At 68.9% G+C, this 17,137-nt stretch carries 14 protein-coding genes and 1 tRNA gene; 13 read left to right on the plus strand and 2 right to left on the minus strand.

Annotation, left to right across the window (positions count from 1 at the left end; all coding sequences use genetic code 11):
* Window positions 1–10 precede the first annotated feature (10 nt).
* The 6 genes from ABIE67_RS31410 to ABIE67_RS31435 all read left to right on the plus strand — a co-directional run bounded on the left by ABIE67_RS31410 (window position 11) and on the right by ABIE67_RS31435 (window position 4,881).
* On the plus strand, window positions 11–613 hold the full coding sequence (locus tag ABIE67_RS31410; RefSeq protein ID WP_370264752.1) for a hypothetical protein: 603 nt from the start codon (window positions 11–13) through the stop codon (window positions 611–613).
* Between the two features lie 2 nt (window positions 614–615).
* Window positions 616–1,086: a hypothetical protein gene (locus ABIE67_RS31415; protein ID WP_370264753.1), complete on the plus strand. Its 471-nt coding sequence runs from the start codon at window positions 616–618 to the stop codon at window positions 1,084–1,086.
* A gap of 90 nt (window positions 1,087–1,176) precedes the next feature.
* Window positions 1,177–2,076, plus strand: coding sequence for a bifunctional DNA primase/polymerase (locus ABIE67_RS31420; RefSeq protein ID WP_370264754.1), 900 nt, complete (start codon window positions 1,177–1,179; stop codon window positions 2,074–2,076).
* The gene (locus tag ABIE67_RS31425) at window positions 2,073–3,230 is read left to right on the plus strand and encodes an AAA family ATPase (protein WP_370264755.1); all 1,158 of its coding nucleotides are present in this window, start codon (window positions 2,073–2,075) and stop codon (window positions 3,228–3,230) included. Before ABIE67_RS31420 ends, ABIE67_RS31425 begins: the two co-directional genes overlap by 4 nt.
* The gene (locus ABIE67_RS31430; protein WP_351364262.1) at window positions 3,227–3,421 is read left to right on the plus strand and encodes a helix-turn-helix domain-containing protein; all 195 of its coding nucleotides are present in this window, start codon (window positions 3,227–3,229) and stop codon (window positions 3,419–3,421) included. Before ABIE67_RS31425 ends, ABIE67_RS31430 begins: the two co-directional genes overlap by 4 nt.
* The gene (locus ABIE67_RS31435) at window positions 3,418–4,881 is read left to right on the plus strand and encodes a tyrosine-type recombinase/integrase (RefSeq protein WP_370264756.1); all 1,464 of its coding nucleotides are present in this window, start codon (window positions 3,418–3,420) and stop codon (window positions 4,879–4,881) included. Before ABIE67_RS31430 ends, ABIE67_RS31435 begins: the two co-directional genes overlap by 4 nt.
* A 37-nt stretch (window positions 4,882–4,918) precedes the next feature.
* On the opposite strand, the gene ABIE67_RS31440 is transcribed toward ABIE67_RS31435, so the two are convergent.
* Window positions 4,919–6,580, minus strand: a complete 1,662-nt coding sequence (locus ABIE67_RS31440; RefSeq protein WP_370264757.1) for an NAD(P)/FAD-dependent oxidoreductase — start codon at window positions 6,578–6,580, stop codon at window positions 4,919–4,921.
* Between the two features lie 619 nt (window positions 6,581–7,199).
* Window positions 7,200–7,271: transfer RNA gene (locus tag ABIE67_RS31445), tRNA-Arg, on the minus strand.
* A 126-nt stretch (window positions 7,272–7,397) separates the two neighbouring features.
* Between ABIE67_RS31445 and ABIE67_RS31450 the strand changes: the two genes are divergently transcribed.
* The 7 genes from ABIE67_RS31450 to rho all read left to right on the plus strand — a co-directional run bounded on the left by ABIE67_RS31450 (window position 7,398) and on the right by rho (window position 16,983).
* Window positions 7,398–7,997 carry a response regulator gene (locus ABIE67_RS31450; RefSeq protein ID WP_370264758.1) on the plus strand — a complete coding sequence of 200 codons (600 nt, stop codon included), beginning with the start codon at window positions 7,398–7,400 and terminating at the stop codon, window positions 7,995–7,997.
* Window positions 7,998–8,264: 267 nt separating this feature from the next.
* Window positions 8,265–9,395: an ArgS-related anticodon-binding protein NrtL gene (gene nrtL, locus ABIE67_RS31455; RefSeq protein WP_370264759.1), complete on the plus strand. Its 1,131-nt coding sequence runs from the start codon at window positions 8,265–8,267 to the stop codon at window positions 9,393–9,395.
* 17 nt (window positions 9,396–9,412) lie between these two features.
* Window positions 9,413–10,804, plus strand: a complete 1,392-nt coding sequence (gene lysA, locus ABIE67_RS31460) for a diaminopimelate decarboxylase (RefSeq protein ID WP_370264760.1) — start codon at window positions 9,413–9,415, stop codon at window positions 10,802–10,804.
* A 154-nt stretch (window positions 10,805–10,958) separates the two neighbouring features.
* Window positions 10,959–12,248 (plus strand): homoserine dehydrogenase, encoded by a 1,290-nt coding sequence (locus ABIE67_RS31465; protein ID WP_370269125.1) that lies wholly within the window; start codon window positions 10,959–10,961, stop codon window positions 12,246–12,248.
* 6 nt (window positions 12,249–12,254) lie between these two features.
* Window positions 12,255–13,313 (plus strand): threonine synthase, encoded by a 1,059-nt coding sequence (thrC, locus tag ABIE67_RS31470; protein ID WP_370264761.1) that lies wholly within the window; start codon window positions 12,255–12,257, stop codon window positions 13,311–13,313.
* 329 nt (window positions 13,314–13,642) lie between these two features.
* A complete protein-coding gene (gene thrB / locus ABIE67_RS31475; protein ID WP_370264762.1) occupies window positions 13,643–14,563 on the plus strand; it encodes a homoserine kinase in 921 nt (306 codons plus the stop codon).
* Window positions 14,564–14,985: 422 nt separating this feature from the next.
* Window positions 14,986–16,983 carry a transcription termination factor Rho gene (rho, locus tag ABIE67_RS31480; RefSeq protein WP_370264763.1) on the plus strand — a complete coding sequence of 666 codons (1,998 nt, stop codon included), beginning with the start codon at window positions 14,986–14,988 and terminating at the stop codon, window positions 16,981–16,983.
* Window positions 16,984–17,137 lie beyond the last annotated feature (154 nt).

Below are 17,137 nucleotides of genomic sequence, written 5' to 3' on the forward strand. Positions count from 1 at the left end.
GAGCCCGGCCATGAACGAACACATCATCGCCAGGCAGTGGCTCGCCATCATCGCGCCCAAGGCCGCCCCCGCGCTGGCCACGTCCACCGTGCTGATCCTGGCCCGCATCTGGAACGCCAACGGCGCCGAACACTCCATCGGCAACGCCGTGCTCATGACCGCGCTGTCCCTCGGAGCCGCAGCGGCCGGCGTGTGCGCCAGCATCGGCCGCGCCGGAGACAGCGTCATCGCCGGAACCGCGTTCGCCGCCTCCGGAGGGCTCGCCCTCGCCGGGGTCGCCGGATACGCCGACGGGTGGTCCCTGCCGCTGCTGCTGTGGGTGCTGGCCACCGCCATCGCCTACGGGCTCGCCGCACGGTACTGGCGCACCGACCGCCGCGAGAGCGTCGCGTACGAACGGCAGACCAGCGCGCGCCGCGAGGAACACGCCCACATCGAGCGTGTCGAGGCCCTGCGCGCCGGAGCGCAGATCGAGGTGGCCCGCACCGGCGCCGCCTACGCCGAACAGCTCGCACAAGCGCTCGTCACCCGCGCCGCCCTGCCTGGCTTCGACTTCAAGGCCGTGGAAGCCGCCGGTCTACCCGAACTCCCCTCCACCAACAAGGAGATCTGACCATGTTCGAGATCCGCATCATCTGCGACCCGGCCGACACCGACCGCATCAGCCACACTCTGGCCGCCGTGTTCGACACGGGCTCGGCACGCCAGTACCCCACGCGCGACGGCAAGCGCACCCGGCTGTACGTCACCGCCGATCACCGCCCCGAGCCGGAAGTGTGGCCCGCGCCGGAAGAGGCGTACGCGCTCGCCCCGAGCATCATCAGCGAGATCGGCTGGACCGCTGACCGCGCGCGCATGCACCTGCACGGCCGCGCCGTTGACCGGGATTACTGGCTGCGCAAAGCCGCCCTGCTGGACCGCATGGCCCTGGACGACGAGACAGCACGCGTCCACACCGACGCCCCCGAGGTGGCCATGAACGCCGCGCTCCGTCTGCTGGAGATCGACGGCGAACACTCCGAGGCCGTCACCGACCCGCGCGGCTATGTCCGCCAGCAGTACGCCCACTGGGCCAACAAGCAGTAGCAACGCCGCGGCGGCGGGACTCCCCAGCAAGGTCGCCCGCCGCCGCGGTTCTCCCTGCCCATCCGTAGACAGAACAGGAGAACCCCCAGCATGCCGTACCCGGACGGCTCTGCCCAGCTCACCGCCGCGCTTGACGCGGCGTCGCGTGACTGGCGCGTCTTCCCCCTCATCCCCAGTGACAAGCGCCCGGCCGTCTCCGACTGGGAGACCCGCGCCACCACCGACCCCGAGCGCATCACCAGCGCGTGGTCCGTCGCCGCCTTCAACGTCGGCATCGCCACCGGCCCTTCCGGCCTGATCGTCATCGACCTGGATCGGCCCAAGCACCCCGGCGACACCCCGCCGGCCGCGTGGACCGAGCACGGCGTCACCGACGGCGCCGACGTGCTCGCCGTGCTCTGCGAGCGCCACGGCCAGCCCTTCCCCGCAGACACCTACACCGTGCGCACCTGGAGCGGCGGCACCCACCTGTACTTCACCGCCCCCGAGGGCGAGCCCCTGCGCAACACCGCCGGGGACAGCGCTCGCGGGCTGGGCTGGAAGGTCGACACCCGCGCGTGGGGCGGACTCGTGGTCGGCGCGGGCAGCACCTTCGCCGGACGCCCGTACGAGGTCACCCGCAACCCCCCCGTGGCGCCTCTGCCGGGCTGGCTCGCCGAACTCCTGCGCCCGGCCCCGCTGCCCCCGCAGACGCCCGTCACGGTCGCTCTCACCGGCCATGGACGGCGCACCGCCTTCCTTCGCTCCGCGATCAACGGTGAAGTGCAGCGGGTCACCGGCTCCGGCCCGCACGAGCACAACAACAGCCTCTACGTCGCCTCGGTCGCCCTTGGACAGCTCGTTGCCGGAGGCGAGTTGAGCGAAGCCGACGTCACCGGCTGGCTCCTCACCGCCGCGCTTCAGGTCGGCCAGGGCGAGCGGGAGGCAGAGCGCACCATCGCCTCCGGTCTCCGGGCCGGAGCACGGCGCCCCCGGACGGTCGCGGCATGAGCACCAACCCCATCCCGCCCCTGCACCTGTACTCCGTGCCCAGCGACCCCGCACCGGCCCCCACGGCGCCGCCGAAACGGGAGCGCCCACGGACCGCATGGACGGCCGATCAGCTCATGGCCGCGCACTTCCCCGAGCCGAAATGGGCCGTGCCCGGCATCCTCGCCGAAGGCGTCAGCGTGCTCGCCGGACCGCCCAAGGTCGGCAAGTCCTGGCTCTCCCTCGGACTGGGCCTGTCTGTGGCGGCCGGCGGCAAGGCATTCGACTCCGTGCCCGTCGAGGGCGGTCCGGTGCTCTACCTCGCCCTGGAAGACACCCCGCGCCGTCTCCAGACCCGCATGGGCAAGCTTCTCGGAGGCCAGCCAGCCCCCGCCGGTCTGACCCTGGTCACCGAATGCCCGCCCTTCCCCCAGGGCGGCACCGAGGCCATCGCCCAGTGGCTGGACCGCAACCCCGACGCGCGCATGGTCGTCATCGACGTGTTCGCCAAGATGCGCGGCCAGGCCCCGCAAGGGGTGTCGGCGTACGACGCGGACTACGTCGCCGTCGGCTACGCCAAGCGGCTCGCCGACCACTACGGCGTGGCCGTCGTCCTGGTCCACCACGTCCGCAAGGCAGGCTCCGACGACTTCCTCACCGAGGTCTCCGGCACCAACGGCATCGCAGGCGCCGCTGACGCCACGCTCGTACTGAAGCGAGCGCGCGGGCAGGCGGACGGCATCCTGCACGTCACCGGCCGCGACGTGGACGAAGCCGAATACGCCCTCAACTTCCAACCCGCCTCCGGAGCCTGGCACCTGCTGGACGGCCCCGTCACCGACCACACCGTCAGCGACACCCGCGCCACGATCCTGCGCTACGTCCGCGCCCACCCCGGCGCCAAGCCCAAGGACATGGCAGGCGAGCTGCCGCACGTCGACCTCGACACGATCCGCCGCACCTGCAACCGCATGGCCGACGCCGGACAGCTCACCAAAGACCCCGGCGGCCGCTACTACCCGGACACCGAGACCCGGACACAGGGCGACCAAGAGGTGTCCGCACTGTCCGGCTGTCCGGTTACCCCACCTGACCAGCACGAAGACCCCGGACAGTCGGAATTGGAGCTGTCCGGCCTGTCCGGTGCGGACGAAGCCGAAGGGATGGCGGAATGAGCGCCCGTACGCGGGACGAGAAGATGACCGTCAAGGAGGTCATCGCTGATCTGAAGGTCGCCCCGTCGACCTTCTACCGGTGGCGCCAGCTCGGGAAGGGCCCCCGCTCGATCAAGCTCCCGAACGGCGACGTGCGGATCCGGCGATCGGAGTACGAGCGTTGGCTTGCGGAGCGGGAGGACGCTGCGTGAGCACCGAGAACGACACCCCTGCCGGGCGCCCTCGCGGGTCGGCCCGGCCGGGCTACTCCTTCGACGTCAAGCTGTGGAAAGTGTCCAAGACCGGCCGCAAGTCCCGCCCGTGGCGCCTCCGGTGGGTGGTCGCAGGGCAGGTGCACGGCGACACCTTCACCACGTCGGCTCTCGCGGAAAGCCGTCGGTCCGAGCTGTGGCAGGCCATGAACCGGCGCGGTGAAGCGTTCGAGATCGAATCGGGACTGCCTGAGTCCGAGGTCCGTGCTGCAGCCGAGGCTGCCGAGGTGGCAGACGCCGAACCGCCGTTGCGGTGGTTCGAGTTCTGCCGGAAGTATGTGGCCGGGCGGTGGCGTACGGCTGCGGCCAAGACCCGCGAAGGCATGGCCGACGGTCTCGCGGCTGTGACGCTCGCCATGGTCAAGCGCGGGGACAGCACCCCTGAGGATGAGTCCCTTCGGCTGGCCTTCCGGTGGGGGATCGTGCCTGCGAACGAAGGGGAGGACCCGCCGGCCGAACTTAAGGCCGCGTACGAGTGGGTCACCACGACCGACCGGCCCTTGGGCGACCTTGCCGATGCGGAGGTGTTCGAGGATGTGCTGTACCGCGTCAGTTATAAGCTGGACGGCACCCCGGCCGCGGGAGACACGTACAAGCGGCGCCGCCGGGTCCTGAACGCCGCTCTCGAACACGCTGTGGCCACGGGGGAGCTCCCGGAGAACCCACTTCAGCGGACCCGCCGAAAGCGCGTCGGCTCGAATGACGTGGTGGATCCGCGCGTCCTGGTGAACGCCGTACAGGCCCGGCAGTTGCTCACGTCCGTCTCCTACGTCGGTTCGTGGGATCGCTGCCGTGGGCGGCGTCTGGTGGCGTTCTACGCGGTCCTGTACTACGCAGGGCTCCGGCCCGCTGAGGCGGTCGGGCTACGCCTGTCGGACTGTTACCTGCCAGAGAAGGGCTGGGGCACGCTGACGCTTCGGGAGACACGCCCCGTCTCCGGCAAGCAGTGGACCGACTCCGGGGAGCGCCACGACCGGCGGGGCCTGAAGGCGCGCGAGGCATCCGCCGACCGGCCGGTCCCCATCCCGCCGGTCCTGGTCGCCATCCTCAGGGCTCACCTGAAGGAGTTCGGGACCGCCAGGGAGGGACGAGTGTTCGGCAATGAACGAGGGGGATTAGTCGGCTCATCCACCTACTGGCGCGTGTGGGAGGAGGCACGCGAGTACGCTCTGCCACCAGACCGCATTGACTCGCCGTTGGCTGGGCGCCCCTACGACTTGCGGCACGCGTGCATAACGCGGTGGCTCAATGCCGGGGTTCCCATCGCGGAGGTGGCGCGACGGGTCGGGAACTCTCCGGAAGTCATCCACCGCCGCTACCACGGCTGCATCGATGGTCACGAAGAAGCGGCCAACGCAATGATTGCGACGTCATTGGAGGTGGATGGCGACACAGCCTAGTCGCGTCGCCGCATCGTGACCGAGCTGACTATGGGCATCACTCGTCGTCTGTGAGGCTCGAGATATCCAACTGGATGCGGGCCGCACTGTCGTCATAAACCAAGATGTGCCGATTCTCGGCCGCGTATCGTTGCATGGATGCAACAGCAGCGCTTCCCTGTCCAGCCGCCTGGCTCACCCGGCGGTTGGAATTAACTCGCACATCCCCGGCTGCGAATACGCCTGGCTCACTCGTCTCGAAAGATCCTCTCCCTCTACGCGGCTTTAGATAAGCGTCAGTTCTTATGAACCCTCGCCGAGTTCTGTCGATTTCGACATCTCCATCGTTCAGCCAGTCCGTATCGGGATCTCCTCCGATTAGCACATAGGCCGACGAGACTTCATAGTCGGCGGCATCTCTCAGTCGATCGCCAGCCTTCTTCACTCTGACGCCCGTTAGCTGCTCATCCCCCGTGAAGGCGGCAACTTCGTGCTGCGGGAAGGGGGTGATCCGCTCATCCGCTTCCACCTCTTTCCGTAGCGGCCTTCCCATGTCCCCTAGTCCTTCCTTGGCGATCAGAAGTACTTGAGATGCTCGCCCCCTGGAGAAAAGTAGTGCCGCTTGACCGGCGGAATCTCCGCCACCCACTATCGCGACTCGCTTGTTGCGCTCCCGATACTGATCACAGGGCAGTGCGGAATAGTAAACTCCTCGAACTGGGATTGCGGGCTTTGTGAGCTTCAGCTTCTTCGGATTCAGGCCACAAGCAAGAAGGACCATTCCTGCGGACACGCTATGATCATCTCCTCTATCTCTCACCTTTATCACATAGCGGTCCCCATCCCCCCGCATCACAGCAATCGCCTCTGCAGACAAGCGGAAGTCGACGTCGAGGTTTTGTTCTTGAATTTGGCGAAAGGCTAGTTTTGGAAGGGATCTTCCGGCGACTCCTCGCGGGAAGCCTAGATAGTTCTCAATGGCGTTTATGGAGGTTGCCGCATTGCCGCCTGGTGCACGCCTTTCGATGACCAACGTGCTCAGGCCAACATTTACTCCAGCGTTGATAGCGGCGTTCAAGCCTGCTGGACCGCTCCCTATGATGACCAGGTCGTAGTCATGGCTGTAGGGGTCGTGCTTCAGCTCTGGAACAATGCCTAGACCTTCATACAGTTGCACCCATGTAGGTTCCCTGATTTCGGCTTTTGTTGCGTTTACCGTGACCGTAAGTGGTCCTGAAGTGTTGCGCCACTTCGAACTCACCCTGTTTAGCCAGAGAAAGTGTGCCAAGTCATCCGCCTGGACTGTATTTCTAGCTCCGCTGACCATCACCTGGGAGATGGGTGGGTGCCAGTTCAAGAAGAGGCGATCAAGCATGCATCCAAAATTAGAAGACGATGGGGAGATTATGGCTGCAGGGCTAGACCCTGTCTCTTGACGGTCGCTCAAGAGTGCGAGTGCGGTGCCTTTGTAGTCGTCGTGAAGCTCCCGAAGGAAATCCTCCCCTTTAGTGTCGGGCAAGTCTTCCTCGACCAGAACGATAGCCAGCCAGTCATCTACGTCTTCTTTCTGTTTGCCAATTACATCCCTGGCGAATTGGGCGCTCGGGACTGTCAGGACGTCCAGGTCACCTTCGCACCAGACGTCGAACTCTCCTCTAAGCTCGGCCGCCTTCCAGGCATCGGAATGGACGAGCAGAATAACCGGCCTATTGACTGGCATGGTAGTCACCTGGGCGTGCGATGTGATACGCGAGTCGCCTTGGCTGCGGGCGAAGAATTGGGAGCATTGGCAAAGATTGCTGATCCAGCTGTGGACACCTCGCGGTGCTGCTTTGCTTTTGAGTAGGCGGCCGAGTCGCTTTCGCGATATTCAACAACATTCTCTCCCCGTCTGCCGGTCGCTGCCACTCGTAGGGTTGTGTCTGGGGGCATCTGCTGAGCATGGCGCATGGTCGCTGCGCACCCCATTCGGGACGGTGACGCCGGCCTGCTCGGACCGAGTTCTTTGACGGTGCCGGGAGAGGAACCACCGCGCTCGCTTGCCGGGCTGATGAGCCTGATCCTGATTCATCAGGAGCCCACAGCACTGACGCTGCGGCAGGCCTGGCACGGGTGTCCTGCACCTTACGAGGTACGCCGAGCGATGCGCTGTTGGCCCTGTGGCAGCCAGCTTCCGTGAGGACGAAAGAGAGCCCGACTGCTTATCAGGGTGTGTCGGAGGTGTGTCGTGAACACTGAGAGACAACGAGAGAGGGCGGGAGTCAGTGAGACTGACTCCCGCCCTCTTCTGTCGGCATCCGCGCAGGTCAGGTACGAAAGTTCGTAGGTGATCTGGCGAGTGCCCCCGGCAGGATTCGAACCTGCGCACACGGCTCCGGAGGCCGTTGCTCTATCCCCTGAGCTACGGGGGCGTGTCGGGCGCCTTGCTTGGCGGCGACGGGTAGAACCCTACCAGCTATCGGGGGGTGTTCATGAACGGGTTTACGGGGTGGTGGCACCGGGCGTGACCTGGGGTGGCTCGGCCGCACGGGGTGGAAGTGGGGAAAAGCCGGACGCGGTGGCCGGTCCCGACCTACTCTCGAGTTGTGCCAGGCGCGTCGGGCCGGGTGCTTGTTGTGGACGACAACAAGGTCATCCGGCAGCTGATCAGGGTCAATCTCGAGCTGGAGGGGCTCGAGGTGGTGACCGCGGCTGATGGTGCCGAGTGTCTGGAAGTGGTTCATCAGGTGCGGCCCGATGTGATCACCCTGGATGTCGTCATGCCGCGGCTCGACGGACTGCGCACCGCCGCCCGCCTGCGCGCGGACCCCCGTACCCGCGACCTTCCCCTCGCCATCATCAGTGCCTGCACCCAGTACGAGGTCGACACCGGCCTCGACGTCGGCGTCGACGCCTTCCTCGCCAAGCCCTTCGAGCCCGCCGAACTCGTCAGCCTTGTACGGCGGTTGATCGAGCGGAACCCGAGTGGGACCGGGAGTGGGGAATGGAGCGGGGAACGCAGCGGCGAGCTCGAAGGCGGGGGAGAGGGCGGAAGCGCGGACAGGGAGGACGGGGTGGACAGAGACGAGGACGCCGCCGTGGTCGGGGGCGCCCTCGGTGCGGCCGGAGAGGCCGCCGGCCGCCGCACCGGCGGCTGACGCTGCCCCGATCACCCCGGTTGGGTCAGTCGCCCCGCCTCGTCTCAGTCGCCTCAATCCCCTGGGGGCTTGCTCCAGTCGCCGCAGTCACCCGTAATGGCGCGTACGGGCGCCCCGGCCACCCTGGCCCCCCGGCCACCCTGGGCGCCCGGCCCCCAGTCATCCCGTCCGCCTCCCCCTTCCCCCCAGCCCCCACACCGTCCACATCCCGGGACCCCGCCCAAACCCACTCGCATACCCACCCCCCATCTCCCCTACGCTTGTCCCGTGACCCCCGTCGAGCTCTCCCGTACCGTGCTGCGCGCGGTGCGTCGTGCTGTCGATGAGGGGGAGCTGCGCGTCACCGTGCCGGAGCGTGCCGTGGTCACCGCTCCCGGGCCCGGTGGCTGTGGGGACTACGCCACCAACATCGCCCTCCAGCTCGCCCGCCCGGCCGGGGAACCGTCCCTCCGTGTCGCCGAGATTCTGCGGCCGCACCTCGCCGACGCGGACGGCGTCGCCGATGTCGTCGTGACCGGACCGGGATTCATCAACATCAGCCTGCGTGACACGGCGCCCGCCGCCCTGGTCGAGGAGATCATGCGGCGCGGAACCCGGTACGGGTTCGCCGAGGGGCCTCACACGCCCTCCGAGCCTCACACGCCCTCCGAGCCTCACACGCCCCCCACCCCCTACGGCCAGCTCCTGCAACTGCACTGCGCCCACGACGTCCGCGCCACCGTCGTCACGGAAACCCTCGCCCGCCTCCTCCGTTCCCAGGGCGCCCTGGTCCGCACCAGCTGCGAGGCCGCGCCCGAGCCGGAATGGGAGGCCGTCCTCGGCGTTCGCATCGATGCCCACGGCACCCCCACGGCACCGGCCTCCCTCGACGCCCAAGGCACCCCCAAGGCCCCGGCCCCCCTCAACATCAACGTGCGCCCCGTCCCCGCGCCCGCCGACCCCCTCCCGCTCGGCCGGGACGCCGCGCGCTGGGCGCTGCTGTACCCCGCCGGCCACGACCGGCCCCGTATCAGCGACGATCACCTCGTCCAGCGCGAGGGCAACCCCCTCTTCCGCGTCCGGTACGCCCACGCCCGCACCCGGGCGCTCAGCCGTAACGCCGCCGACCTGGGGTTCGACGCCGAACCCGGGGACGTACGGCATGAAGTCCTCGCCCTGCTCGCGGATCATCCCCGCGTTCTGGCCCAGGCGGCCGCCCACCGTGCGCCCGATCGTCTCGCCCGGCACCTCGTCAGCGTCGCCGATGCCGTGCTCCCTCTCGTGCCCGCCGTCCTTCCCCGCGGTGCGGAGAAACCCTCGGCCGCCCACCGTGCCCGGCTCGCGCTCGCCGAAGCCGCCGGGGCGGTGCTGGCCGGTGGCCTGTCCCTGCTCGGCATCGACGCACCCGATCACCTCTGAGAGAGCCCACGAAAGTCATGAGCCGTTCCGCACATCCCGCCGGGCCCCGCCACGCCGATGTCCTTCCCGAGGGCCACTACTCCGCCCCGCCCGCGGACCTCAACACCCTCGACCCCAGGGTGTGGGCCCAGACCGTCGCCCGTGATGCCGAGGGTGTGGTCACCGTCGGCGGCATCGACGTGAAGACCCTCGCCGAACAGCACGGCACCCCCTCGTACATCCTCGACGAGGCCGACTTCCGGGCCCGGGCCCGGGCGTGGCGCGGTGCCTTCGGGACCGACGCCGACGTCTTCTACGCCGGTAAGGCGTTCCTCTCGCGTGCCGTCGTGCGGTGGCTGCACGAGGAGGGGCTCAACCTGGACGTGTGCTCCGGGGGCGAGCTGGCCACCGCGCTCACCGCCGGCATGCCCGCCGACCGCATCGCCTTCCACGGCAACAACAAGTCCGTCGACGAGATCACCCGCGCCATCAACGCCGGTGTCGGGCGTATCGTCCTCGACTCCTTCCAGGAGATCGTCCGCGTCGCCCACATCGCGCAGGAACTCGGCAAGCGGCAGCGCGTCCAGATCCGGATCACCGTCGGCGTCGAGGCGCACACGCACGAGTTCATCGCCACCGCCCACGAGGACCAGAAGTTCGGCATCCCGCTCGCCGGTGGGCAGGCCGCCGAGGCCGTGCGGCGGGCTCTCCGACTCGACGGGATCGAGCTCATCGGGATCCACTCCCACATCGGGTCGCAGATCTTCGACATGTCGGGCTTCGAGGTCGCCGCCCACCGTGTCGTCGGGCTGCTCAAGGACATCCGCGACGAGCACGGCGTCGAGCTTCCCGAGATCGACCTCGGGGGCGGGCTCGGTATCGCGTACACCAGTGACGACGATCCCCGCGAACCCCACGAGATCGCCAAGGCGCTCACCGAGATCGTCACGCGGGAGTGCGAGGCGGCCAAGCTGCGGACGCCGCGCATCTCCGTCGAGCCGGGGCGCGCCATCGTGGGCCCCACGGCCTTCACGCTGTACGAGGTCGGCACCATCAAGCCCCTCGACGGGCTGCGGACGTACGTCTCCGTCGACGGCGGCATGTCCGACAACATCCGTACGGCGCTGTACGACGCCGAATACAGCGTCGCCCTGGTGTCCCGGACCAGCGACGCCGAGCCCATGCTCGCCCGCGTCGTCGGCAAGCACTGCGAGAGTGGGGACATCGTCGTGAAGGACGCGTTCCTGCCGGCCGACCTGGCACCGGGTGACCTCATCGCCGTACCGGCCACGGGTGCCTACTGCCGGTCCATGGCCAGCAACTACAACCACGTGCTCCGGCCGCCCGTCGTCGCCGTCAACGGCGACGAGGCGCGGGTGATCGTCCGCCGTGAGACGGAGGAGGACCTCCTGCGTCTCGACGTCGGGTGACGCGGGGAGCGGGACCCGGGGGTGGAAGATCTCCTGTCATCCACCCCCGTACAAATGAAATCGATGTCTCACGATCCGGACGAAGGGCAGAAAGTCCCGTCCGGTGAGTGAGACTGGTGCAACCGTAGACGGTATGAGGAAACGAGGTCGGATGATGCGTACGCGTCCGCTGAAGGTGGCGCTGCTGGGCTGTGGAGTTGTCGGCTCAGAGGTGGCGCGCATCATGACGACGCACGCCGACGACCTCGCCGCCCGGATCGGGGCGCCCGTGGAGCTCGCGGGGGTGGCCGTACGGCGGCCCTCCAAGGTCCGTGAGGGCATCGACCCCGCGCTCGTCACCACCGACGCCACCGCCCTCGTCAAACGCGGCGACATCGATGTGGTGGTCGAGGTCATCGGGGGCATCGAGCCCGCCCGCACCCTCATCACCACCGCCTTCGAGCACGGTGCGTCGGTCGTCTCCGCGAACAAGGCGCTCCTCGCCCAGGACGGCGCCGCCCTGCACGCCGCCGCCGAGCAGCACGGCCGCGACCTCTACTACGAGGCCGCCGTGGCCGGTGCCATCCCGCTGATCCGCCCGCTGCGCGAGTCCCTCGCCGGTGACAAGGTCAACCGGGTGCTCGGCATCGTCAACGGGACCACCAACTTCATCCTCGACAAGATGGACTCGACGGGCGCCGGGTATCAGGAGGCCCTCGACGAGGCCACCGCCCTCGGGTACGCCGAAGCCGACCCGACCGCCGATGTCGAGGGGTTCGACGCCGCCGCCAAGGCCGCCATCCTCGCCGGTATCGCCTTCCACACGCGCGTGCGTCTCGACGACGTCTACCGCGAGGGCATGAACGAGGTGACCGCGGCCGACTTCGCCTCCGCCAAGGAGATGGGCTGCACCATCAAGCTGCTCGCCATCTGCGAGCGGGCCGCGGACGGCGCCTCCGTCACCGCGCGCGTGCACCCCGCCATGATCCCGCTGACCCATCCGCTCGCCTCCGTACGCGGCGCCTACAACGCCGTGTTCGTCGAGTCCGACGCCTCCGGTCAGCTCATGTTCTACGGCCCCGGCGCGGGAGGTTCCCCGACCGCGTCCGCCGTACTCGGCGACCTCGTCGCCGTCTGCCGCAACCGGCTCAGCGGGGCAACGGGGCCCGGCGAGTCGGCGTACGCCGCCCTGCCCGTCTCACCGATGGGTGACGTCGTCACGCGCTACCACATCAGCCTCGACGTGGCGGACAAACCGGGTGTTCTCGCCCAGGTGGCGACCGTGTTCGCGGAGCACGGTGTCTCGATCGATACGGTTCGCCAGCAGGGCAAGGACGGCGAGGCCTCCCTCGTCGTCGTCACCCACCGTGCGTCCGACGCGGCCCTCAACGGCACCGTCGAGGCGCTGCGCAAGCTCGACACCGTGCGGGGTGTCGCCAGCATCATGCGGGTTGAAGGAGAGTAACCAGCAATGACCCACCAGTGGCGCGGAATCATCGAGGAGTACCGGGACCGGCTGCCCGTCTCCGACACCACGCCGGTCGTGACGCTCCGCGAGGGCGGCACGCCCCTCGTGCCCGCGCAGGTGCTCTCCGAGCGCACGGGCTGCGAGGTCCACCTCAAGGTGGAAGGCGCCAACCCCACCGGGTCCTTCAAGGACCGCGGTATGACCATGGCCATCACGCGGGCCAAGGAGGAGGGCGCGAAGGCGGTCATCTGCGCCTCCACCGGCAACACGTCGGCCTCCGCCGCCGCCTACGCCGTCCGCGCGGGCATGGTTTCGGCCGTTCTCGTCCCGCAGGGCAAGATCGCGCTCGGCAAGATGGGCCAGGCGCTCGTCCACGGCGCGAAGATCCTCCAGGTCGACGGCAACTTCGACGACTGCCTCGCGCTCGCCCGTGACCTGAGCGACAACTACCCCGTGGCACTGGTCAATTCGGTCAACCCGGTGCGTATCGAGGGGCAGAAGACGGCGGCCTTCGAGATCGTGGACATGCTGGGCGACGCCCCGGACATCCATGTCCTGCCGGTGGGCAACGCGGGCAACATCACCGCGTACTGGAAGGGGTACACGGAGTACGCCGCCGACGGCGTCGCCGAGCAGACCCCGCGCATGTGGGGCTTCCAGGCCTCCGGCTCCGCGCCCATCGTGCGCGGCGAGGTCGTCAAGGACCCGTCGACCATCGCCACCGCCATCCGCATCGGCAACCCCGCGTCCTGGCAGTACGCGATCGCCGCGCGGGACGAGTCCGGTGGCTTCATCGACGAGGTGACGGACCGTGAAATCCTACGCGCCTACCGCCTGTTGGCCGCGCAGGAGGGCGTCTTCGTCGAGCCCGCGTCCGCCGCGTCCGTCGCCGGTCTGCTGAAGGCCGCCGAGCAGGGCAAGGTCGACCCGGGCCAGCGGATCGTGTGCACCGTCACCGGCAACGGCCTCAAGGACCCCGACTGGGCCGTCGCCGGCGCCCCGCAGCCCGTCACCGTCCCGGTCGACGCGGCGACGGCGGCCGAGCGGCTCGGGCTCGCGTAGGCGACGCCGCACCCCGTCATAGCGGTGCCCACCCCGTCGTACGGGGCTCGCGTACGCGAGTAAGAGGGCGCTCGCCTGGGGAATTTCCCTACCGGGGGTGCACAGGGGGCATACGACACGCATCGTGCGCCTCCTGTGCGCCCTATGTCGCCACAGAACCTACCTTCGATAGGCTGTACCTAACCCGCCCGCCGCATATGCCTCCGCATGGGGCGCGGTGCCGCGCCGTCTCCGCGGCCCGGAAGCGGCCCCAGGGGTCTTCGTACGTCATCGAATGTCGTCATCGAATGTCTTCGACAATCACGCAGCTCAAGGAGAGTCATCAAGCGATGGCCGGTCCAGCGTTCCGCGCCGCCGCCGTCCGGGTGCGCGTCCCCGCCACCAGCGCCAACCTCGGCCCGGGCTTCGACGCCCTCGGCCTGTCGCTGGGGCTCTACGACGACGTGGTCGTCCGGGTGGCCGACTCCGGGCTGCACATCGACATCGCGGGTGAGGGCAGCGAGACGCTGCCGCGTGACGAAAAGCACCTTCTCGTACGCTCCCTGCGCACCGCCTTCGATCTGCTGGGCGGCCAGCCGCGCGGCCTGGAGATCGTCTGCGCCAACCGCATTCCGCACGGCCGCGGTCTGGGCTCCTCCTCGGCCGCCATCTGCGCCGGCATCGTCGCCGCCCGCGCCGTGACCATAGGCGGCGAGGCCAAGCTCGACGACCCGGCCCTGCTGGAGCTCGCCACCGAGATCGAGGGCCACCCCGACAACGTCGCGGCCTGTCTGCTCGGCGGATTCACGCTCTCCTGGATGGAGGCGGGGGCGGCCCGGGCCATCAGGATGGAGCCTGCCGATTCCATCGTTCCGGTGGTTTTCGTGCCCGGAAAGCCGGTGCTCACCGAGACCGCGCGCGGTCTGCTCCCGCGCACCGTCCCGCATGTCGACGCCGCCACCAACGCGGGCCGTGCAGCCCTGCTCGTCGAGGCCCTGACCAGGCGCCCCGAGTTGCTGCTGCCCGCTACCGAGGACCGTCTCCACCAGGAGTACCGCGCGCCGGCCATGCCGGAGAGCGCCGCGCTGGTGGAGCGACTGCGGGCCGACGGGGTCCCGGCAGTGATTTCAGGAGCGGGACCCACCGTGCTCGCGCTGGCCGATGCCGACAGCGCCGACAAGGTGGCCCATCTGGCAGGCGAGGGCTGGGCCGCGAACCGGCTCGACCTCGACGCGCAGGGAGCGAGCGTGTTGCCGCTTGCGACCGGCTGAGTCGATTGGAAACGCGCGCTTGCCGGATTTCGAGAGGGGGAATGTTTGTTGGATCCGGTAGTGTTAACCTCAAGTCTGCACCCGACCCCACCATGGCGAGGTGCTTGTTGTCCCCGTCCGGGACAGACATTCTTCCGGGAGCCTCCCAAGCCGCACCTGTGTTCCGTACGACGTACGCGGGCAGTACCTCGTACGCGGGCGCTGAGCGACTTGCCGGGCACGCTCCGGAACCGGCGCGACCGAGCCGAGTGACACAGACACTCCGTGCCACGGCTCTGGGAAGCGCCATCACCAGATATTTCCTCCGCCGCATTGGGCGGACCACCGCCCCGGCACGGTCCACACACCAGGGACCGACGCCGGACAGCACAAACGGTCGCCGAGCCAGACAGGCCGACGTCCGCTCCAGGGAAGGACCCTTCGTGAGCGACACCACCGATCTGATGGGCGCACGTGTCGAGGAGACCGCTGCCGCGCCCGCCACGGACGCCTCCGCGCCTGCCACCGGTGCCGGCTCCCGGCGGCGCCGCGGTACCGGCCTCGAGGGCATGGTGCTGGCCGAGCTGCAGCAGGTCGCATCCGGCCTCGGCATCAAGGGCACGGCGCGCATGCGCAAGAGCCAGCTGATCGAGGTCATCAAGGAGGCGCAGGCCGGAGGAGGTGCCGCCCCGGCGAAGGCCGAGACCGCCACCGAGACCAAGCCGAAGCGCCGCGCCACCTCCCGGGCCCGTACGGGCGACGAGGCCGCCGCCGCGAAGAAGGCGGAGAAGGCCACCGAGGCCCCCGCCGAGAAGGCCGTGGCCCAGCAGCAGATCGAGATTCCCGGTCAGCCGGCCAGCGAGGACGCCCCGGCCGAGCGCCGCCGTCGCCGCGCCACCGCCGACGCCGGTGCCCCCACGGCCGCCCCGGAGACGGTCGCCGCCGAGGCGAAGAGCGAGCCGAAGGCCGAGACGCCCGCGCAGTCGCAGGCCCAGCAGGGCGACGCCGGTGAGGGCGCCGAGGGCCGTCGTCGCGACCGCCGTGAGCGCGGCCGGGACCGTGACCGCGGTGACCGCGGTGACCGCCGCAAGGGCGACGACCAGCAGGGCGGCGGCCGTCAGGACCGCCAGCAGGGCCAGCAGCAGGGTGGCGGCCGGCAGGACCGCCAGCGCGACAACGGCCCGCAGGACGACGACGACTTCGAGGGCGGCCGTCGTGGCCGTCGCGGCCGTTACCGCGACCGCCGTGGCCGTCGCGGCCGCGACGAGATGGGCAGCACGGAGCCGCAGATCAACGAGGACGACGTCCTGATCCCGGTCGCGGGCATCCTCGACATCCTCGACAACTATGCCTTCATCCGTACGTCGGGCTACCTGCCGGGCCCCAACGACGTGTACGTCTCCCTTGCCCAGGTCCGCAAGAACGGCCTGCGCAAGGGCGACCACATCACCGGTGCGGTCCGTCAGCCCAAGGAAGGCGAGCGGCGCGAGAAGTTCAACGCGCTGGTGCGGCTCGACTCCGTCAACGGCATGGCGCCCGAACACGGCCGTGGCCGCCCGGAGTTCAACAAGCTCACCCCGCTGTACCCGCAGGACCGCCTCCGCCTGGAGACGGACCCGGGCGTGCTGACCACCCGCATCATCGACCTCGTGTCGCCGATCGGTAAGGGCCAGCGCGGTCTGATCGTGGCCCCGCCGAAGACCGGTAAGACCATGATCATGCAGGCGATCGCCAACGCGATCACGCACAACAACCCCGAGTGCCACCTGATGGTCGTCCTCGTCGACGAGCGTCCGGAAGAGGTCACCGACATGCAGCGGTCGGTCAAGGGCGAGGTCATCTCCTCGACCTTCGACCGCCCGGCCGAGGACCACACGACGGTCGCCGAGCTCGCCATCGAGCGCGCCAAGCGGCTCGTCGAGCTGGGCCACGACGTGGTCGTCCTGCTGGACTCCATCACGCGTCTGGGCCGTGCCTACAACCTGGCCGCGCCCGCCTCCGGCCGCATCCTGTCCGGTGGTGTCGACTCGACCGCGCTGTACCCGCCGAAGCGCTTCTTCGGTGCCGCGCGCAACATCGAGGACGGTGGCTCGCTCACCATCCTGGCGACGGCTCTCGTCGACACCGGGTCCCGTATGGACGAGGTGATCTTCGAGGAGTTCAAGGGCACGGGTAACGCCGAGCTGAAGCTCGACCGGAAGCTCGCGGACAAGCGGATCTTCCCCGCGGTGGACGTGGACGCGTCCGGTACGCGTAAGGAAGAGATCCTGCTCGCCCCCGACGAGCTCGCCATCGTCTGGAAGCTGCGCCGGGTGCTGCACGCGCTCGACCAGCAGCAGGCGGTCGAGCTGCTTCTCGACAAGATGAAGCAGACGAAGTCGAACGCCGAGTTCCTGATGCAGATCCAGAAGACGACGCCTACGCCTGGGAACGGCGACTAGTAGCTCGGGTCTGCGGGGTTTCGTCGACTGCGGATGGTTCGTGGTTGATCGCGCCCGCGCGGCGGAGCCGCAAATTGAATACAGCCCCGCGCCCCTGGAGGGCGTTGAGGCCGCCCCTCGTCACACAGTGACGGGGGGCGGCCTTTTGGCGCTG

It is taken from the genome of Streptomyces sp. V4I8, from assembly GCF_041261225.1.
In the GTDB taxonomy this organism is placed as follows: domain Bacteria; phylum Actinomycetota; class Actinomycetes; order Streptomycetales; family Streptomycetaceae; genus Streptomyces.

Excerpts from the sequence above, each read along its gene's own strand:
- ABIE67_RS31410 (WP_370264752.1), top strand. The coding sequence starts at position 11 with ATGAACGAACACATCATCGCCAGGCAGTGGCTCGCCATCATCGCGCCC.
- ABIE67_RS31415 (WP_370264753.1), top strand. The coding sequence starts at position 616 with ATGTTCGAGATCCGCATCATCTGCGACCCGGCCGACACCGACCGCATC.
- ABIE67_RS31420 (WP_370264754.1), top strand. The coding sequence starts at position 1,177 with ATGCCGTACCCGGACGGCTCTGCCCAGCTCACCGCCGCGCTTGACGCG.
- ABIE67_RS31425 (WP_370264755.1), top strand. The coding sequence starts at position 2,073 with ATGAGCACCAACCCCATCCCGCCCCTGCACCTGTACTCCGTGCCCAGC.
- ABIE67_RS31430 (WP_351364262.1), top strand. The coding sequence starts at position 3,227 with ATGAGCGCCCGTACGCGGGACGAGAAGATGACCGTCAAGGAGGTCATC.
- ABIE67_RS31440 (WP_370264757.1), bottom strand. The coding sequence starts at position 6,580 with ATGCCAGTCAATAGGCCGGTTATTCTGCTCGTCCATTCCGATGCCTGG.
- lysA (WP_370264760.1), top strand. The coding sequence starts at position 9,413 with ATGAGCCGTTCCGCACATCCCGCCGGGCCCCGCCACGCCGATGTCCTT.
- ABIE67_RS31465 (WP_370269125.1), top strand. The coding sequence starts at position 10,959 with ATGCGTACGCGTCCGCTGAAGGTGGCGCTGCTGGGCTGTGGAGTTGTC.
- thrC (WP_370264761.1), top strand. The coding sequence starts at position 12,255 with ATGACCCACCAGTGGCGCGGAATCATCGAGGAGTACCGGGACCGGCTG.
- thrB (WP_370264762.1), top strand. The coding sequence starts at position 13,643 with ATGGCCGGTCCAGCGTTCCGCGCCGCCGCCGTCCGGGTGCGCGTCCCC.